Raw genomic sequence first — 14,848 nt, forward strand, 5'->3', positions numbered from 1 at the left:
ATCCGCCGGTCGAGCCATCTGTTAAGAACATTGACAGATACCTGGTGCCGGGGCTTAATACAAGTCCCGAAGTTATGTCCCCCCGCCAGGAGGCGTGCACATGGTCCCAACCCGGCCACTCGCTGCACTGCTCGTCGCGGCCACAGCGGCCGCGCTGCTCACATCCGCCCAACTGCCGGCATCGGCGGCCGCCACCGCCGTGCAGGTGTACTGGAGCTCGGAGTCGCGCACCGCCGGCTACGAGCCCAAGAACGGCAACTGGTACACCAACCCCGCCACCGGCCTCGCCGGCACCCCGTACCAGCTGTCCCGCCAGGCCGACATCCCGATCGGCGCGGCGTCGGGCAGCGCCACCGTCACCGTCGACACCAACACGAAGTACCAGAGCATCCTGGGTGTCGGCTCCTCCCTCGAGGAGTCGACCATCTACAACCTGTCCCGCATGAGCGCCGCCGGGCGCGACCGGGCGCTGCGCACCCTCGTCGACCCGTCCGCCGGCGCCGGCTTCAACGTCGCCCGCATCACGTTCGGCACCAGCGACTTCACCTCGCACGACTTCTACACCTACGACGACGGCGCGGCCGACCCGTCGCTGTCGCGGTTCTCCATCCAGCGCGACATCGACTACAACATCATCGCCACGCTGAAGCAGGCCCTCGCGATCAACCCCAACCTGAAGATCTTCGCCAGCGCCTGGTCCGCCCCGCCGTGGATGAAGACCAGCAACAACATCATCGGCGGCAGCCTCAACAGCACCTACATCCCCACCCTCGCGACCTACTACCGGCGGGCCGTGCAGGCGTACGTGGCGCAGGGCATCCCGATCTACGCGCTAACGCTGCAGAACGAGCCGCTGTTCTCCCCGGCGGACTACCCGGGCATGCTGGTGAGCGCCGACCAGGAGCGCCAGCTCGCCAAGGCGCTGCGCACCGAGCTGACCAACGCCTCCCTCGGTACCGTCAAGATCTGGGCCTTCGACCACAACTTCAGCGAGGGCGCCTCCTACGCCCAGGGTGTCCTGGGCAGCGCCGCGAGCCACAGCGACGCCTACGGCTCGGTCGACGGCATCGCCTTCCACGACTACGCCGGCGACCCGTCGGCGATGGCCACGGTGAAGGCGAGCTACCCCGATAAGGACGTCCTCATGACCGAGCGTTCCGTCTGGGGTACCGCGGGAGCCGACCGCATCGTGCAGTACTTCCGCAACTCCGCCACCCTGTACGAGGGCTGGGTCAGCATGCTGGACCAGAACCGTTCGCCCGAGCGCTGGTCCGGCTCGCCCGACCCGACCATGCTCGTGCAGAGCACCACCAACCGCGACACGTACTGGGCCCTGCCCGACTACGACATGATCGCCCAGTTCTCGAAGTTCGTGCAGGCCGGCGCCCGCCGCGTCGCCACCGGCTACGGCTCGACCGGCAGCGTCACGAACGTCGCGTTCCTCAACCCGGACGGCACCCTCGTCACCGTGGTCGTGAACCAGACCTCGGCGAGCCAGGCGTTCACCCTGCGCGTGGGCACCCAGCAGGTCCAGAGCACCCTGCCGGCGAAGACCGTCGGCACGTACCTCTGGGCCGGCGCCGACAGCGGCACCCCGTCGACCCGGACCGGCCAGATCACCGGCTACGGCGGCAAGTGCGTGGACGTCGCCGGCGCGAGCAGCGCCAACGGCACGAAGATCCAGCTGTACACCTGCAACGGCACCACCGCCCAGCAGTGGACGGTCGGCACCGACGGCACCCTGCGCGCACTCGGCAAGTGCCTCGACGTCGCCGGGGCCAACTCCGCCAACGGCACGAAGGTCCAGCTCTACGACTGCAACGGCACCGCCGCGCAGCAGTGGACCGCCGGCGCCAACGCCAGCCTGCAGTCCCTCGGCAAGTGCCTGGACGCGACCGGCCCCAGCTCGGCCGACGGCACCCAGCTGCAGATCTGGTCGTGCACCGCAGCGGCGAACCAGAGCTGGACTCTGCCTTAACAACTGGCGAAGGCGGCCGGGACCCGTTCCCGGCCGCCTTCTTCGTGTCCGTCACTCGATGGCGATGGTGGTTCTCGGCGTGGCCGCGGGACGGCTGCGCGGGCGGGCAGGTCAGGCTTCGGGGATCGGCCGGCCGAAGTTCGCGAGCGTGATGTCGGCCGGTTCGGGGCCGCCGCGTCGGCCGGTGTCAAGGCCGTCGATCGCGGCGAGTTCGTCGTCGGTGAGCCGGAAGTCGAAGACGGCAAAGTTCTCGGCGATGCGCTGCGGGTTCGTCGACTTCGGGATGGCCGAGCGGCCTTGCTGCAGATGCCAGCGCAGCATCACCTGCGCCGGGCTTCTGCCGTGCTTCGTCGCGATATCGCCGATGACCGGGTCTTGCAGGGTGCTGGTGTGGCCGCTGTCGCGGTAGAACGTGATGCCACCGATCGGTGACCACGCCTGGGTCAGGATGCCGTGCTGGGCGCCGAACGCCTGCACCTCGGGCTGGGCGAAGTACGGGTGGACCTCGATCTGGTTCACGGCGGGTACCACGGTGGCCTTGTCGAGCAGCGCGACGAGGTGCTCGACCATGAAGTTGCTGACCCCGATGGCACGGACCCTGCCGTCGCTGTAGAGGGTTTCCAGGGCGCGGTACGCCTCGAGGGTCTTGTCGAACTCCGACGGCAGGGCCTGGTGCAGGATGAGCAGGTCGATCTCCTCGACGCCGAGTTTTCCGGCGCTCTTGACGTATCCGTGCAGGGTCTGGTCGTAGCCGTAGTCGCTGATCCAGATCTTCGTCTCCAGGAAGACCTCGGCACGGTCGAGGCCGGACGCGGCGACGGCCTCCCCGACCTGCCGTTCGTTGCCGTAGGCCGCGGCGGTGTCGATGTGCCGGTATCCGGTCTTGAGGGCCGTATCGACGGCGGCGCGGGTCTCGTCCGGCGGGGTCTGGAAGACACCGAACCCGAGCGCGGGCATCTCGACGCCGTTGTTCAGCGGCAGGCGCGTGATGGTGGACATGCTGGGCTGTTCCTTTCAAATGGGCGAGGGCCGCGCGTTGCGAGGCTGGTGGTGACGGTGAGTATCGGCGGGATCGCAGTGGCCGTGCCGGGCTCTCTGATGTGCGGCGGCAGATCTCGACGTCCAGCAGACACCTACCCACGCCAGGGAGGGAGCCACCCGTCAAAGGGGTACCGTCAGGGACCCCCTCACGCCGGGCGACCCGCCTAGCCTGGTGCTATGGGCTTGGACAACCGCGGCGAGGTCCGCGCCTTCCTCACCTCCCGCCGCGCAAAGATCAGCCCCGGCCAGGCCGGCATCCCCACCGGCGGCAGCCGCCGCGTCGCCGGGCTGCGCCGCGGCGAGGTCGCCGCCCTCGCCGGGGTCAGCGTCGAGTACTACACCCGCCTCGAGCGCGGCAACCTCGCCGGCGCCTCCGACAGCGTCCTGGACGCTCTGGCCCGCGCGCTGCAGCTCGACGACACCGAAACCACCTACCTGCACAACCTGGCCCGCGCCGCCGGACCCGGCCCGGCCCGAGCGCGCCGCCAGAGCGCTGCGCAGATCCGCCCGACGGTGCGCCGCCTCCTGGACTCGATGACCGGCATCCCGGCGTTCCTGCGCACCCACCGCTTCGACATCCTCGCCGCCAACGCGCTCGGCCGCGCGCTGTACGCGCCGATGTTCGCCGCGCACCCGAACCTGCCGGTCAACACGATGCGGTTCACCTTCCTCGATCCGCACGCCCAGGCGTTCTACCCCGAGTGGGCGAAGACCGCCCGCGCCGCCGTCGGCTCGCTGCGCACCGCTGCCGCCGCGCACCCACGCGACGAGCAGCTGATGCGCCTCATCGGCGAACTGTCCATGCGCAGCGACGCCTTCCGCACCTGGTGGGCCGCCCAGGATGTCTTCGTCCACCGCCATGGCAGGAAACGCTTCCGCCACCCGGCCATCGGCGAGCTGGATCTCGCATACGAAGGACTCGAAGTGCCTGGCGACGAGACGCTGACCATCGTCACGTACTCGGCCGAACCCGGCACCCCCTCCGGCGACGGCCTGGCACTGCTCGCCTCCTGGGCCGCGACACACGCCGACGCGCACGCCGGCACATCGGGCCAGACGTGAACGTGGGAGGCGGTCAGCGGGCGAGGAGACCGATGCGGCGCAGCCGCGCTGCGACGCGAACCGGGGGCCTCCTGCTGCAAGAGGTAGCGCCGGGATTGCTCGTCATCGCCCGTCCGCCGAGGCCGAGCACCTGAGCCTGGGCCGCACCGTGGACGACTGCGTCGGCGCCGGCCGGCACGTCGCCCAGGTCATGTGTCCGTCACGGAGTGGCGGACATGTCGGATCCGTCTGATTCCATCGCCGCCGGCTGGGCAGGCGTGGCCGTGCGGTCGGACCTCGTGTAGAGGGCCGCAGCCGACGTGCCCACGCACAGGGCGGCGGAGCTCAACGCCAGGGACCAGTGCACGCCGATCGCCTGGCCCAGCAAGCCCACCGTGACGCCGCTGCCGGCGCGCAGGCCGTTGGCCGACACGTTGTAGACGCCGATCACGCGGCCGCGCTCGGCGGGCGGGGCGAGCAGCTGGGTCACCGTCTGGCCGATCGACATCGACGCGAGGTTGGCCACGCCGCCGATGAAGAGCACGACGATCGCCACGGGGTAGTTGTCCGTCACGGCGAAGAGCAGGCTCGTGACGCCGTAGAGCAGGGTCGTCACCAGGGCGGCCCGCACCGTCGGGCGAATGCGGCCCGTCGCCTCCAGGAGCAGGCCGCCGACCACGCCGCCGGCGCCGGTGGCGAACAGGAGCACGCCGTAGATGTCGGTGGCGTCGGCGCCCAGGTCGTCGGCGAAGCTCGGCATGGTGGCCTGCAGGGAGGTACCGACGAAGAAGGAGGCCAGGCCGGCGAGAATGATCATGCTGATGAGGGTGTGGTCGCCCGCCACGCGGCGCAGGACCTTCACGGTGTCGAAGAGGCCGACGCGGGGGCCCGCGGCGGCGGCGTGACGGGTGTGGCCGGTGAACTTCGTGCGGAACAGGAACAGCGTCAGCGGCAGGTAGAACGCGATGTTGACCAGGATGCCGGCCTTCGGGCCCAGCTGCAGCAGCAGGGCCGAGCCGACGGCGGGGCCGAAGAGGACGCCGAGGCTGCGGAAGGTGGCGTTGAGGCGCACCGCGGAGGCGAGCTCCTCGTCGCCGACGAAGTCGTGCAGCATGAGCTGCTCGCCGGGGCCCCACAGCGAGCCGGCCATGCCGTGCAGCACGAGCAGCAGGCAGGCCTCCCAGATCTGCAGGGAGTCGGTGATGAACAGGATGCCCCAGATCAGCGACGCCGTCATGAACAGCAGCTGGGCGGCCTGGATGACCCGGCGGCAGTCGTAGCGGTCGGCGAGGCCGCCGAACCACACCGACAGCAGCAGGAACGGCACCCAGTGGCTGATCACCTGGAAGCCGGCCAGCGCCTCGGAGTGGAACTTCTGCCACAGCACCCAGTACGTGATGACGTGCTCGACGTTGTCGGCCATCATCGACAGGGCCGCGCCGAACAGGTACGGCCGGCAGTCCCGGTTGCGCAATGCGGCGAACCGGCGGGCGGCCGGGACGGCGACGGTCATGGGGGACAGCCTGCTCTGCACCTTACCGAGCTGTCCCGGTGCGCCCGCCCGAAGTGATCGATGCAACAAACCTGCAAACGCCACGCGTTGACTCCGTGGCGGGGGAGTGCCAACGTGGTCGTCAGGAATGCGCTTTCCTCAACGTTTCCCCGCGGACGCAGGAGGATTGCATGCACGCAGGTTTACGGGCCGGGCTCACCGCCGCCACGGTGGCCGGGCTGGTCGCGGCCGGTGTGGCGGTGGCCGCAGCGGCCAGCGCCGGCTCGGTGTCGGTGCCGTCGGCGGCCCGTCAGGCCCTGGCGGCCAACGACGGCTGGGGCTCGGCCGGCACCGGCACCACGGGCGGCTCCGCCGCCGATGACGCGCACGTGTTCGTCGTGCACACCCGCGACGAGCTGGCCGCCGCCGTGGCCGGGAACGCGCCGAAGATCGTGCTGCTGTCCGGCACGATCGACGCCAACGAGGGGCGCGGGTGCGATGCGTACGCCGACCCGCAGTACAACCTCCAGGCTTATCTGGCCGCCTACGACCCGGCGGCGTGGGGCAAGGTCGCGCCCAGCGGCCCGCTCGAGGACGCCAGGGTCCGCTCGACGAAGAACCAGGGGCTGAAGGTCAAGATCGACGTCGGCGCCAACACGACGATCTACGGCGTGCGCAACGCGCGGCTCATCGGCGGCAACCTGCTGCTCACCAACGTCAGCAACGTCATCGTGCGCAACGTGACGTTCGTCGACGCGCACGACTGCTTCCCGGCGTGGACCCCGACCGACGGTGCGGACGGCAACTGGAACTCGCTGTACGACAGCATCACGCTGAGCGGCGCCACGAACGTGTGGCTCGACCACAACTCGTTCACCGACGGCGACAACCAGGACTCGAACCAGCCCGTGTACCTCGGCCGGCCCTACCAGGTGCACGACGGCCTCGCCGACATCATCAAGGGCTCGGACTACGTCACGGTGTCGTACAACAACATGTTCGAGCACGACAAGTCGATGCTGATCGGCTCGACCAACACGCCGGGCGTCGACGTCGGCAAGCTGCGCGTCACGCTGCACCACAACCGCCTGGCCAACCTCGGCCAGCGCATGCCGCGGGTGCGGTTCGGCCAGGTCGACGTCTACAACAACTACTACTACGCCACCGACGAGGACACGTTCGTCTACGCCCTCGGCGTCGGCGTGCAGTCGGCGATCTACGCGGAGAACAACTTCGTGCTGCGCAGCGCCGACACTCCGCTCAACGCGTTCGTGTACAACTGGGGCGGCACGGTGATGACGGAGAAGGGCACCCTGGCGCGGGTCGGCACCGGACCCGTTGTCGCGGTGAACCTCCTCGACGAGTACAACCAGGCGTTCGACCCCGACATCGCCACCGACGCGGGCTGGACCCCGGCTCTGCGCGCGTCGCTGGACGCGACCGCCGACGTGCCGCGGATCGTCACCGCGAACGCGGGCGCCAACAAGCTGCCCGCCTGATTGTGTGCTGCCTGCGGGCCGGTCTTCCTGGGGGAGGCCGGCCCGCTCGCGCTATTCGCCGGCCAGGAGCGTCTCGACGAGCTGGTCGAACCACTCGCCGAGCTTGGCGCGGCTCCATCCGCGCTGCTCGACCAGCAGGGCCGCCGTGTGCCACGTCACCAGCGCCCACAGCGTGTCGGTGGCCCGGCCGACGGTGAGCCCCGGCCGCAGCCGCCCCGCCTCGGCCCGCGTGCGCACCAGCCGCTTGAGCTCCGCGCGTCGCCGCCGCTCGTGGCGCCGCCACGCCTCGCGCACCGCCGGCTCGGCCGCCGCGGCCTCCTCGAACGCCCGCTGCAGCGGGTAGCCGCGCAGCACGGCCCGGACCGCGTCGCCCTCGCCCTCGTCCGCCCGCTCGACGGCCAGCAGCAGCAACCCCGGCTTGTCGGCGACCGCGTACACCGACTTCGGTGTGACGCCGGCCTCCTCGGCGATGGCCGCCACGGTCGTCGCCGCGTAGCCGTGCCTGGCGAACAGCCGCCCGGCCGCGGCCTCGATCGCCGCCCGGGTGGCCGCCGCCTGCGCGACACGCCGGGGTGCGTGATATTCGCGACTTCGGCTCGATGCAGTCATGCTCACCTCATTTCACCTTGACTGTACCGAACCAGCCGCCACAGGCAGGACCGGCCCCACCCGGCGCCGAGGCCGACCGGGCTGGTGCTCAAGGCTCCACAGTGGATGGTACTCGGGTGCTGGTCCCTTTCATGAAATCTCCGCGAAAGCCTTTGTTTACCTGCCGTTTGGTCGTACTGTCTGTGGAGTCGACGTCCCCGTGGAGGTGAGTTTCATGGCGAAGAAGTCCAAGAAGGGCAAGAAGAAGAACAAGAAGAAGTAAGTTCTTCCCGCCAGGTGGATCCGGGCCGAGAGTCAGACTCGGCCCGGCACACCCTCGTCAGACCCCCGCTTGCACGTTTCACCCGGCGGGCAGGTCAGGCGACGCCGCCGTTGACGTACACGGTTTGGCCGTTGACCCACCGGGCCGGGCCGGCCAGCGCCGACACCACCTCGGCGATGTCGTCCGGCGTGCCGAGGCGCTCCATCGGGTTGAGCTTCGCGAAGCGCTCGATCGCCGCCTCGTCCTTGCCGTTGAAGAACAGGTCCGTGGCCGTCGGGCCGGGCGCGACCGCGTTCACGGTGACGTCCCGCCCGCGCATCTCCTTCGCCAGCACCGGGGTGAGCGCCTCGACCGCCGCCTTGCTCGCCGCGTAGGCCGCGTAGGTCGGCGAGAGCAGCCGGGTCTGCGACGTCGAGAAGTTCACCAGCGCCCCGCCCGGCCGCAGCCGCCGGGCTGCTTCCCGCGCCACGACGAACGCGCCGCGGACGTTGGTGCGGTGCATGCGGTCCAGCGCGTCGAGGTCCATCTCCGCGACCGGCGTCAGCGTCATGATCCCCGCCGCGTTGACGACCACGTCCACGCCGCCGAACTCGCGCTCGGTCGCGTCGAACAACGCCGCGATCGCGGCCTCGTCGGCGACGTCGGCCCGCACCGCGCTCGCCCGCCCGCCGGCCGCCTCGATCGCGTCGACGGTCGCCTTCGCCTCGGTGTCGTTGCTGGCGTACACCACCACGACCACCTGCCCGTCCCGCGCCAGCCGCTCGGCGACCGCACGCCCGATCCCGCGCGACCCACCGGTGACGACGGCAACTCTGTTCACGGTACCCACCCCTGTTTCCATCGCTAACGTGTACTCGATAGCGATGATAGCGATATCGTTGCAGGCATGCCACCGTCCACCCGGGACCGGATCATCGCGGCCGCCGACGCACTGCTACGCGAGGGCGGACGCGAGGCCGTCTCCACCCGCGCCGTCAGCGCCGCGGCCGGGGTGCAGGCACCCGCCATCTACCGCATCTTCGGCGACAAGCAGGGCCTGCTCGACGCGGTCGCCGGCCACGGCTTCGCGACGTACCTGGCGGGCAAGAGCGCCCTGCCACACACCGCCGACCCCGTCGCAGACCTGCGCGCGGGCTGGGACCTGCACGTCGGCTTCGGCGTGGCCAACCCCGCCTGCTACACCCTCATCTACGGCGAGCCCCGCCCCGGCGCCGACTCGCCCGCCGCGGTCGCCGCCGCCGAGATCCTCGCGGCCCAGGTGCGCCGCATCGCCGAGGCCGGCCGCCTGCGCGTCAGCGAGGAGCGCGCCGCGCACCTCATCCACGCCGCCGGCTGCGGCATGACGCTGACGCTGATCTCGCTCCCTCCCGAGCGCCGCGACCCGGACCTGTCCGCGCTGGCCCGCGAGGCCGTCATCGCCGCCGTCACCACCGACCCCGCACCTTCGCCGGACGCGGCCCCCGTCGCCGGCGCGGTGGCATTGCGCGCCGCACTACCCACCGCCACCGTTCTCACACCGGCCGAGCGGGCCCTGATGACGGAGTGGCTCGACCGGTTTACAACTGAGCGGTGAACAACATCGACGGGTACCTCGGCGCGGTCGTGGACCGCCTGCAGCGGATCTTCCGCGGCCGGCTGGTCGGCGTGTACCCCGCCGGTTCGCTGGCCTTCGACGCCTACCAGCCCGGCCGCAGCGACATCGACCTGGTCGCCGTGGCTTCGTCGCCGACACCTACCGAGATCGCCGAGGTCGTCGCCGCCCTCGACCACGCCGCGCTGCCATGCCCTGCGACCGGCCTGGAGTTCGTCCTCTACGACAGCTCCACGCTCGCCACGTTGTCGACGGAGGCCGGTTTCGCCCTGAACCTCAACACGGGCGCCGAACTGCCGTACAAGGCCGAACTGACCCCCGGCGACGGCCCGACCTTCTGGTACCCGATCGACCGCGACATGGTCCGCCAGCAGCGCCGCGCCCTGATCGGCCAGCCCTTCGCCGACCTGGTCACGCGCGTGCGCTCGCGCCATCTCCTGCCGGTCGTCGCCGAGTCGGTCGCCGTGCAGCTGGCCCACCTGGGCGAACACGGCGACAACGCGGTGCTCAACGGTTGCCGCGCTCTGCGGTACCACGCCGAGCACACCTGGTCCCCGAAGCGCGCGGCCGCGGCCTGGGCCGCGCAGCGCCTCCCGGACGAGGCCGAGCTGATCGGCGCCGCACTGGACAGCCACGCGAAGGGCCGCGAGGCCGGCCACTCGGTCGACCGCGAGGCGACAACGGCGTTCCTGACCCACGTCCACGCCACGCTGACTGCTTAGTGCTGTGGCGGGTTGGGTGGGTGTCTGTGGTTCCTCGCCGCGTTGTTGCGGTCGAGCACAGTGATGCCGGCGAGTTCGGCCTTGTCGCGCAGGATGGCGATGGCCCGGCCGATCTGCCACTGCCGCAGCCGCAGGTTATGCCGGCGTCCCGTGTCGTGGTCGAGCACGCCGCGCGGGTCGCCGACCGTCAACCTCCCGGCCCGCTGCCGCGTTCGCAGAGCTGGCCCTACGCCCGATAGACCGCGGCGAGGCTGTCGACCACCACCCGGACGAAGCGCTCACCGAGGCCGCGCACCCCCGTAGTACGCGTCGTCTTCCGTGCCCGTCAGTCGGCGTCGACGCGGCCGAGCCCGCGTACGGGCGGCACGCCGACGGTCAGTGCTGCGTACCGCACACCAGCCAGCGCGGCCGCCTGACGGCGCACGGCCGGCGCCAACGTCGCGTTGAGGTCCCGCATGCGTGCTCCCGAAGATGTCGAGCTTTCCCGATACTAAACAACCTCAGTGCACGCACACGCCGCTGTTGCCGCGCGCCCGGCGTCCCAGTGATCATGACGGAGGGTGCCCGGCTCAATGAGGCCGAGGTTCTGTCGTTCGCCGCTCGCCCACCCAACGAACGCCGCGCCCGTCACCCAATTCCCAGCGCACGACGTGCCGCCTTTCATCACTGCGGTTGTCTGGCTCGCCCGCCACAACCGGCGAATCTGACCGCGGCGGGCGGGGCGCCTGGGCCGTGGAGGTGGATGTTTCACGGGTTTTCCCCGGCCGGACGCCCCCGCAGGTCGTCGGAGTGGACCACGCGCGGGCCGGTGGCGATGATGGTCGCCACCCACCTCACTCGACGTGAGTCGATGTCATGTCCTGAAGGAGTCCCTGTGTCCACACGCCGCCCCCGTCGGCGCCGGGTCGTGACCGCCGCGGCAGCGTCGGCATGCGTCGCCTTCGCCGCCGGCTGGTTCGTGATCGGCTCAGCCTCGGCGGGCACGCTGTCCGGCACCCTCTACCGCGATCCTGACTCGCAGGTCGTCCGCTGGGTCTCGGCGAACCCGAACGACTCGCGCATGCCGGCCATCCGCGACAAGATCGCCAGCCAGTCGCAGGCGCGCTGGATGTCGAACTTCAACCTGTCCACCGTGCAGTCCGACGTGTCCTCGTTCGTGAGCGCGGCCAACGCAGTGAACCAGGTACCGGTGCTGACGGCCTACGCTATCCCGAACCGCGACTGCGGCGGGGCGAGCGCCGGTGGCGCCCCCGACCTCAACCAGTACCAGCAGTGGATCTCCGGGTACTCGAAGGGCCTCGGCGGCCGCACCGTCATCGTGATCATGGAAACCGACTCGCTCGCGCTGCAGACGTGCTTGAGCAGCACCGATGTCCAGCAGCGCGACCAGGCGATCAGCACCGCGGTGCAGACGCTGAAGTCGGCGAACCCGAACGCCAAGGTGTACCTCGACGGCGGCCACTCCGCCTGGAACTCCGCGTCGGACCAGGGATCGCGGCTGGTTGCAGCCGGCGTCCAGTACGCCGACGGGTTCTTCACGAACGTCTCGAACTTCCAGCCGCTGGGCAACGAACTCTCCTACGGCCGGTCGATCATCTCGTACCTGCAGAGCCGCGGCATCAACGGCAAGCACCAGGTCATCGACACCAGCCGCAACGGTGGCGCGGCCGGCGACTGGTGCGCCGACGACAACACCGACCGCCGGATCGGCAACTACCCGACGCTGAACACGGGCGACGCCAACGTGGACGGATACCTTTGGATCAAGCCGCCGGGTGAGGCCGACGGCTGCGGCTACGCAGCCGGCAGCTTCGTGCCCGGCCTTGCCTACAGCCTGGCCGCCAGCGCGCCGTACCCGCCGGCCGGGTCCCCGACCGCCTCGCCGTCGGCCAGCCGCACCGGTTCCCCGTCGGCCTCGCCGTCAGCGTCCCGCTCGCCGAGCGCGTCGCCGTCGCCGAGCCGCTCGTCCGGCGGTGGTGGCGGTGCGTGCAGTGCGACGTACCAGACCCTCAACTCCTGGCAAGGCGGGTTCCAGGGCAATGTCACCGTCACCGCGGGCGCCTCGCCGATCAGCAACTGGGCGGTGACCTGGACGCTCGCGAACGGCCAGTCGATCACCCAACTCTGGAACGGCGCCCTCACCACCAGCGGCTCCAGTGTTACGGTGCGCAACTTGTCGTACAACGGCTCACTCGGCGCGGGCAGCTCGACGCAGTTCGGCTTCACCGGAACCGGCAATGTGACGACGCCGACGCTGAACTGCACGGCCTCCTGACCGATTGTGCCCGGGGCGCAGACCGGAGACGGTCTGCGCCCCGGCCCGCGTGATGGCATCGCCGTGACCGCCGTCCGGGCGGTCACCGAGTACGCGCACCCGGCCGGCCTGTTCGACGGGCGTCGCCGCTCGATGCGCGCACGGGCGCGCGGTGGCGCTGCGAGCGGCTCGACCCGATGAGCCGGGGCGTGCACAGGGGCAACCTGATCGGCCCGGGTCACCTCGCTGCGATCGGCGGGCGTTCCTGACACCCACGACAGCATTGGCACATGCCTCGACTGCTGTGCGTCGGCGGAACCGTGCAGATCACCGTGAGTGACAGGGGCACCGATGCTTCCCGTCCTGCCGATGAGCGCGCGTTCGCTGCTGCCGGTCAAGCACATGTGGGCTAACCTGTGTGCCGCCGCCTGTGCGGTAACCCGCCGTAGCACTGTCGGATTGGTCTTATGAACGAGATCGAGTTGGCGTTCGTGAAGCCGTTCTACCGGAGGATGGCGGGCTTGGGCGCATTGCGCTGGGCCGATGAGCTGTGGGCAGACCTGACCGTTGCCGGCCGCCACGTGACGCAAACTGACGTTAGCTGGATGCTTCGGACCGGACACTGGCGACCCGAAGTGATGGGGGCATGGTTCAGTCTCGCGGTGCCCGCCGAGTCGATCACCGACGACCTCCTGCCGGCCATGGCCGGGTCGCGGGGCTCGCTGACAGCCGGTCCCCTGGCGATCGCGGCGACGCTGGCGGCTGGGCTCGATGCGGTGAGCGCGATGACGGACTACCTGACCTTCATCCTCGATCGGGCCGACGGGTCGCAGTTCGTTGTTGCCGCCGCCGTGGAGCACCTGGGTTCGGATCCCGCAATCGATCCGACCGCTGCCGGCCGCCGCCAGTTCCGAGATCTCTACGAGGTCGCCGTACGGCTGCGCGAAGCGTTCCAGCCAGCGTGATCGGGCGCAGCGATTCCGACCGACTACGGGGCAAACGTTAACCGATACGGCACTAGTAGTGCTTTGTTAGGTCGCCAGCGTGTCGTGTCGATGTCTACTGTGGATGGTGGTTGACTCGGGGTGTGACTCCGGAGGAGATCGAGCGGGTGCGTCCGCGACTTGTCGAGTTCGCCGCGCAGATGTTGGGCGGTGCGGTCGCGCGGTCGGATCAGCGGGTCAAGGGCGAGTTGTATGTCCGGGGCCTGCTCACCGATGGGGCGCGGAAGTCGATGCAGCCGATGGCGGAACGCCTCGGGGTCGATCACCAGCAGTTGCAGCAGTTCGTGACGTCCTCGACCTGGGACTACCGGGTGGTGCGGGCGAACGTGGCCCGGTGGGCGGTCGATGTCATCGACCCGGCCGCGTACGTGATCGACGATTCCGGCTTTGCGAAGGACGGCACCGCGTCGCCGTGTGTGCCCCGGCAGTACTCCGGCACCCTCGGGAAGACCGGCAACTGCCAGATCGGGGTGAGTGTCCAGCTGGCCACCGACACCGCGTCGGTGGCCGCGGACTGGCGGCTGTTCTGCCCGATGTCGTGGGACGACACCACGATCAGCGACCCGGTCAAGGCTGCCACCGTCCGGCACAAACGCGACCGGGCCGGGATCGGCGACGACGTGCGACACCGGGAGAAGTGGCGCCTGGCCCTGGACATGCTCGACGAGATGATCGAGCACTGGGGGCTGCCGAAGCTGCCGGTAGCCGCCGATTCCGGCTACGGCGACTGCACCCTGTTCCGGCTGGGCTTGTCCGAACGCGGCCTGCGCTACGCCGTCCAGGTCGACCCGAACGCCACCGCCCACCCCGGCGATGCCGTGCCGGTCACCCCGCCCTACGCCGGGACGGGCCGCCCACCCCGCCCGGTCTATCCCGACCCACCGGTCACGTTCAAGACTCTGGTGCTGGCCGCCGGCCGGGATACCGCACGGCAGGTGACCTGGCGGCACGGCAGCCGCAAGACGGCCGCCAACCCGGCCGCGGCGATGCGCTCACACTTCCTGCGCCTGCGGATCCGGCCGGCCAACCGCGACATCCCCCGGGCCGCTGACGGCACCCTGCCCGAGTGCTGGTTGATCGCCGAATGGCCGCCGGACGCCGCCGAACCCGTCAAGTACTGGCTGTCCAATATGGACACCCGAACGTCGCTGAAGACCCTGGTCCGGCTCGCCAAACTGCGGTGGCGGGTCGAACACGACTACCGCGAACTCAAAACCGGTCTCGGGATCGACCATTTCGAAGGCCGCAGCTTTGTCGGCTGGCACCGCCATGTCACCCTCGCCGTCCTGGCTCAAGCGTTCTGCACCCTGCTGCGCCTCGACCCAAAAGCGGATGCGCCGGCCTGACCCTCTACG

14 protein-coding genes are annotated in these 14,848 nt (G+C 70.2%); 8 read left to right on the forward strand and 6 right to left on the reverse strand.

All coding sequences use genetic code 11. From position 1 onward, the window contains the following. Nucleotides 1-100 precede the first annotated feature (100 nt). Nucleotides 101-1,978 carry a ricin-type beta-trefoil lectin domain protein gene (locus ABD901_RS47855; protein WP_345138981.1) on the forward strand — a complete coding sequence of 626 codons (1,878 nt, stop codon included), beginning with the start codon at nt 101-103 and terminating at the stop codon, nt 1,976-1,978. Nucleotides 1,979-2,089: 111 nt separating this feature from the next. Here ABD901_RS47855 and ABD901_RS47860 read toward each other — a convergent pair whose 3' ends face one another. Next, the gene (locus tag ABD901_RS47860) at nt 2,090-2,977 is read right to left on the reverse strand and encodes an aldo/keto reductase (RefSeq protein WP_345138984.1); all 888 of its coding nucleotides are present in this window, start codon (nt 2,975-2,977) and stop codon (nt 2,090-2,092) included. Between the two features lie 219 nt (nt 2,978-3,196). Here ABD901_RS47860 and ABD901_RS47865 point away from each other — a divergent pair, with 219 nt between their 5' ends. Then, a complete protein-coding gene (locus tag ABD901_RS47865) occupies nt 3,197-4,081 on the forward strand; it encodes a helix-turn-helix domain-containing protein (protein WP_345138987.1) in 885 nt (294 codons plus the stop codon). A 199-nt stretch (nt 4,082-4,280) separates the two neighbouring features. On the opposite strand, the gene ABD901_RS47870 is transcribed toward ABD901_RS47865, so the two are convergent. Beyond that, nucleotides 4,281-5,573: an MFS transporter gene (locus tag ABD901_RS47870; RefSeq protein WP_345138990.1), complete on the reverse strand. Its 1,293-nt coding sequence runs from the start codon at nt 5,571-5,573 to the stop codon at nt 4,281-4,283. 170 nt (nt 5,574-5,743) lie between these two features. Between ABD901_RS47870 and ABD901_RS47875 the strand changes: the two genes are divergently transcribed. After that, complete coding sequence (locus tag ABD901_RS47875; RefSeq protein WP_345138993.1) at nt 5,744-7,051, forward strand: pectate lyase family protein; 1,308 nt, start codon at nt 5,744-5,746, stop codon at nt 7,049-7,051. A 51-nt stretch (nt 7,052-7,102) separates the two neighbouring features. Here ABD901_RS47875 and ABD901_RS47880 read toward each other — a convergent pair whose 3' ends face one another. Both ABD901_RS47880 and ABD901_RS47885 read right to left on the reverse strand, forming a co-directional pair. Beyond that, nucleotides 7,103-7,660, reverse strand: coding sequence for a TetR/AcrR family transcriptional regulator (locus tag ABD901_RS47880; protein ID WP_345139165.1), 558 nt, complete (start codon nt 7,658-7,660; stop codon nt 7,103-7,105). Between the two features lie 356 nt (nt 7,661-8,016). Beyond that, complete coding sequence (locus tag ABD901_RS47885) at nt 8,017-8,763, reverse strand: SDR family oxidoreductase (protein WP_380133668.1); 747 nt, start codon at nt 8,761-8,763, stop codon at nt 8,017-8,019. A 45-nt stretch (nt 8,764-8,808) separates the two neighbouring features. Between ABD901_RS47885 and ABD901_RS47890 the strand changes: the two genes are divergently transcribed. Both ABD901_RS47890 and ABD901_RS47895 read left to right on the forward strand, forming a co-directional pair. Next, a complete protein-coding gene (locus ABD901_RS47890; RefSeq protein WP_345139000.1) occupies nt 8,809-9,495 on the forward strand; it encodes a TetR/AcrR family transcriptional regulator in 687 nt (228 codons plus the stop codon). Then, on the forward strand, nt 9,492-10,235 hold the full coding sequence (locus ABD901_RS47895; RefSeq protein WP_345139003.1) for an aminoglycoside adenylyltransferase domain-containing protein: 744 nt from the start codon (nt 9,492-9,494) through the stop codon (nt 10,233-10,235). The genes ABD901_RS47890 and ABD901_RS47895 overlap by 4 nt, the downstream gene beginning before the upstream one ends. On the opposite strand, the gene ABD901_RS47900 is transcribed toward ABD901_RS47895, so the two are convergent. Together ABD901_RS47900 and ABD901_RS47905 are read right to left on the reverse strand one after the other, a co-directional pair. Further along, nucleotides 10,232-10,426 carry a hypothetical protein gene (locus ABD901_RS47900; RefSeq protein ID WP_345139006.1) on the reverse strand — a complete coding sequence of 65 codons (195 nt, stop codon included), beginning with the start codon at nt 10,424-10,426 and terminating at the stop codon, nt 10,232-10,234. The genes ABD901_RS47895 and ABD901_RS47900 overlap by 4 nt on opposite strands. Nucleotides 10,427-10,560: 134 nt before the next feature. Next, nucleotides 10,561-10,692, reverse strand: a complete 132-nt coding sequence (locus ABD901_RS47905) for a hypothetical protein (RefSeq protein WP_345139009.1) — start codon at nt 10,690-10,692, stop codon at nt 10,561-10,563. Between the two features lie 417 nt (nt 10,693-11,109). Between ABD901_RS47905 and ABD901_RS47910 the strand changes: the two genes are divergently transcribed. The 3 genes from ABD901_RS47910 to ABD901_RS47920 all read left to right on the forward strand — a co-directional run bounded on the left by ABD901_RS47910 (nt 11,110) and on the right by ABD901_RS47920 (nt 14,839). After that, the gene (locus ABD901_RS47910; RefSeq protein ID WP_345139011.1) at nt 11,110-12,510 is read left to right on the forward strand and encodes a glycoside hydrolase family 6 protein; all 1,401 of its coding nucleotides are present in this window, start codon (nt 11,110-11,112) and stop codon (nt 12,508-12,510) included. A gap of 446 nt (nt 12,511-12,956) precedes the next feature. After that, on the forward strand, nt 12,957-13,454 hold the full coding sequence (locus ABD901_RS47915) for a hypothetical protein (RefSeq protein ID WP_345139014.1): 498 nt from the start codon (nt 12,957-12,959) through the stop codon (nt 13,452-13,454). 122 nt (nt 13,455-13,576) lie between these two features. Then, nucleotides 13,577-14,839, forward strand: coding sequence for an IS701 family transposase (locus ABD901_RS47920; RefSeq protein ID WP_345139017.1), 1,263 nt, complete (start codon nt 13,577-13,579; stop codon nt 14,837-14,839). Nucleotides 14,840-14,848: the final 9 nt, after the last annotated feature.

The sequence above is a fragment of the Dactylosporangium darangshiense genome, from assembly GCF_039537565.1.
Classification (GTDB): Bacteria; Actinomycetota; Actinomycetes; order Mycobacteriales; family Micromonosporaceae; genus Dactylosporangium; species Dactylosporangium darangshiense.

What these genes read in the sequence shown, in the direction of transcription:
- ABD901_RS47855 (WP_345138981.1), top strand. Translation starts at nt 101, where the DNA reads ATGGTCCCAACCCGGCCACTCGCTGCACTGCTCGTCGCGGCCACAGCG.
- ABD901_RS47860 (WP_345138984.1), bottom strand. Translation starts at nt 2,977, where the DNA reads ATGTCCACCATCACGCGCCTGCCGCTGAACAACGGCGTCGAGATGCCC.
- ABD901_RS47865 (WP_345138987.1), top strand. Translation starts at nt 3,197, where the DNA reads ATGGGCTTGGACAACCGCGGCGAGGTCCGCGCCTTCCTCACCTCCCGC.
- ABD901_RS47870 (WP_345138990.1), bottom strand. Translation starts at nt 5,573, where the DNA reads ATGACCGTCGCCGTCCCGGCCGCCCGCCGGTTCGCCGCATTGCGCAAC.
- ABD901_RS47875 (WP_345138993.1), top strand. Translation starts at nt 5,744, where the DNA reads ATGCACGCAGGTTTACGGGCCGGGCTCACCGCCGCCACGGTGGCCGGG.
- ABD901_RS47880 (WP_345139165.1), bottom strand. Translation starts at nt 7,660, where the DNA reads ATGACTGCATCGAGCCGAAGTCGCGAATATCACGCACCCCGGCGTGTC.
- ABD901_RS47885 (WP_380133668.1), bottom strand. Translation starts at nt 8,763, where the DNA reads ATGGAAACAGGGGTGGGTACCGTGAACAGAGTTGCCGTCGTCACCGGT.
- ABD901_RS47890 (WP_345139000.1), top strand. Translation starts at nt 8,809, where the DNA reads ATGCCACCGTCCACCCGGGACCGGATCATCGCGGCCGCCGACGCACTG.
- ABD901_RS47905 (WP_345139009.1), bottom strand. Translation starts at nt 10,692, where the DNA reads ATGCGGGACCTCAACGCGACGTTGGCGCCGGCCGTGCGCCGTCAGGCG.
- ABD901_RS47915 (WP_345139014.1), top strand. Translation starts at nt 12,957, where the DNA reads ATGAACGAGATCGAGTTGGCGTTCGTGAAGCCGTTCTACCGGAGGATG.